This window comes from Selenomonas sp. (genome assembly GCF_052169755.1).
GTDB lineage: Bacteria > Bacillota > Negativicutes > Selenomonadales > Selenomonadaceae > Selenomonas.
Map to the genome: position 1 here is coordinate 1 of NZ_JBQNBV010000206.1, position 2,514 is coordinate 2,514.

The 2,514-nt window shown below is 57.2% G+C and carries 4 protein-coding genes; all 4 read right to left on the minus strand.

Annotated elements, in window-relative coordinates; genetic code table 11:
- Positions 1 to 123: 123 nt before the first annotated feature.
- Positions 124 to 522 carry a hypothetical protein gene (locus tag ACTTKG_RS10305; RefSeq protein WP_442674109.1) on the minus strand — a complete coding sequence of 133 codons (399 nt, stop codon included), beginning with the start codon at positions 520 to 522 and terminating at the stop codon, positions 124 to 126.
- Positions 519 to 1,214: a dATP/dGTP diphosphohydrolase domain-containing protein gene (locus ACTTKG_RS10310; RefSeq protein WP_442674110.1), complete on the minus strand. Its 696-nt coding sequence runs from the start codon at positions 1,212 to 1,214 to the stop codon at positions 519 to 521. Before ACTTKG_RS10310 ends, ACTTKG_RS10305 begins: the two co-directional genes overlap by 4 nt.
- Before the next feature lie 140 nt (positions 1,215 to 1,354).
- A complete protein-coding gene (locus ACTTKG_RS10315) occupies positions 1,355 to 1,981 on the minus strand; it encodes a hypothetical protein (protein WP_442674111.1) in 627 nt (208 codons plus the stop codon).
- Between the two features lie 18 nt (positions 1,982 to 1,999).
- Positions 2,000 to 2,514 (minus strand): helicase-related protein (locus tag ACTTKG_RS10320; RefSeq protein WP_442674112.1); only part of this gene is annotated, 515 nt, incomplete at its 5' end.

Here is a 2,514-nt window from a genome sequence, read left to right on the forward strand (position 1 = left end):
TTGCCCAGACGGGCGTGACGCCCGCATGACGCGCCGCCAGAAGCCAACCGCCGATGCCGTCAAAGAGACTGCCGAGTACCATAGACAAACTCCTCTGGGTCGGCTTTCGTGCATGGAATGTAGTCAGCCATCGCTCTTTCTCCTCTCCATCTCCTGTACGAGCATCGCGCGAAAATCTTCCTGCTCTTTTCGTGCAAGACTGTACCTCTCTGCAATATGCGCGACGGATGCACAATGCACGTCGATGTCCGTCACCAGATGTTCGAGCACCTCTGTCCGAAATTCTTTAAGGTGTGGCTTCATCGCCTTTTGCACATTGTCCAGTCCGCTGCCTCGCTGCTTGAGCGCGTAGCGGAAGGCGTAGACCAGCGAGAGCCGCCCTTCTTGCGTCAGCTCGATGCCGTGCTTCTGGCGCTGTATCTTTCGCGCCGCCTCACGTCCTCGGGCAACTAACTGCTTCTCTGCCATGCGTTCTCTCTGCCGCCGCTCGAATCGGCGGCTCCTTTGTCCCCCGTGTCTCATGCTTCTTCTCCTTTCGCCATGCGCTTCTTTGCCATGTACTGCCCATAGCTCATGCCTGCCTCACGCGCCGTCTTTGTCAGTTCGCCAAGATGCACCGCCGATTCTTTGCGCCGCGCTTCTTCCGCTTCCTTCGCTGACAACTCCTCTTTCGTCTTTGCTGCTTTCTCCTTGGGCTTCTGCTTGCACTCCTTGCTTTGCCGCTTGTTATACGCCGCCTTTGCCGCTTCACGGCACTCTTCCGAGCAATATTTGCGCGCTACAGACGCCGTCATAAATACCTTGCCACATACGGCGCACACCTCCTCGATGGGCTTTGATTTTCGCTCATCATGTGCTTCCGTCTCATCCGTCAGCATCGCCATCTCTTCTGCTGTGAGGGCGACCTGCGGCGCCTTTTCGGCTGCACGTTCCATCGGCATCCGCACGCCTGTTGCTGTCGCGAACGCCATCATGCAGCGCATACTCGCATTGACCAGATGCGGCTCAGAGCAGTCGCCCGTCAAGTGCATCGACAGGTGCCGAATCGCACGCGACACATGCTCTTCACTCGGTATCTCGCGCCACGTTTCACCCGGATGTTTCTTCGCGCCTGCTGTCAGACCCATAGCGATTTCATCGAGCCAAGCGAAATGGATATACCGATATTCGTTTTGTTCCTCATCCTGTGGATACATGACTCTAGTTTCGCTCATCTCGCGCCTCCTGTTTCTGCCTATCGCGCCGCTGTGTCTCGCGCCCCATCGCAATCAACCTCTGCTCTGCCATACGCTCCATAAGCCGCCGCATGTATCTCCTGCTCCTCTGTCCTCCGTGTCGCATCTGTTTATCCCCCTCAACCCCGATAAATCTCTGCATCACGCACTTGCCCCAGCACGCCCGCAGTACCGTCTGCCACAAAATACAGAGGCGATTGATTCGTCACTCTGAGCGGGGCGTAAAGCTGCAAATCGCCCCCGCGCTGATAAAAATACCCGATCAGATCCGCAAGATGCTTTGTGTGGACACGGGCTCTTATATCCATATCCGGTGTATAGCCGTGTACGCGCCCTGTGGCAGCACATGTCACGGACACGTGATTATGCACCCCCGTCTCGACTTGCAGCCCCATTGGATCCCAGTGTAACCGCACAGACATCAGTTCTGGCACTTTGGCAGCGATCGCCGCGACACCCTTCAAGACGACATGCAGCTTCGCGAGCTCATCCGATCCCAAAACCGCATGGACAGCCCGTGCGTCAACCGGCGGAATGACCTTTTCAAACTCCGGCATCCGTACATCGGCTTTTTCTCCCGTCACAAAATCGTAGGAGCCGCGCTTGCCGAACTCCCCGTCCAGCCAGACCAACACGTTCGGGCTCGACGCGTACACACGCCCCTCTTTGTAGTGCAGAGCATGGTACTCCTCGTGCACGTTCTTCAAGTCCAAAAACTTCTTCGCGTTTTTAAAAAATGTCAGCATCCGTAATTCCCCCTATCATCAGGCGCTCTTCGCCTCGCGGTACTTATCTATGCGCGCTTTGAGGCTTTCCAGCACATACTCCTGCGCCGCTTCCTTCATGCTGATCGCCCGCAGGATATCCTCGTCGCGTGTACCCAGCGCAACGAGATGGTGCACGATCACCGTCTGTTTTTGCCCTTGACGATGCAGGCGCTTGTTCGCCTGCTGGTACAGCTCCAAGCTCCAATTCAGCCCGAACCATACGACATGGCTGCCGCCGTCTTGGAGATTCAGCCCATAGGCGGCACTCGCCGGATGCGCCAAGAGGATGTCCACTTCGCCCGCGTTCCACGCCATCTCATCTGCTGCGCTCCTCAGCTCGCGAACGCGCAGTCCTGTATGCGACAGCGCTGCCCGCAAACGGGCGAGATCGTGGCGAAAATTGTAAAACACCAGCGCACTTTTGCCGTGCAGCTGCTCGACCAGCTCCATAAAAGCGTCGAGTTTGCACGCGTGCAGTTCGTGCGCCTGCCGCTCCTCGTCATAGACAGCGC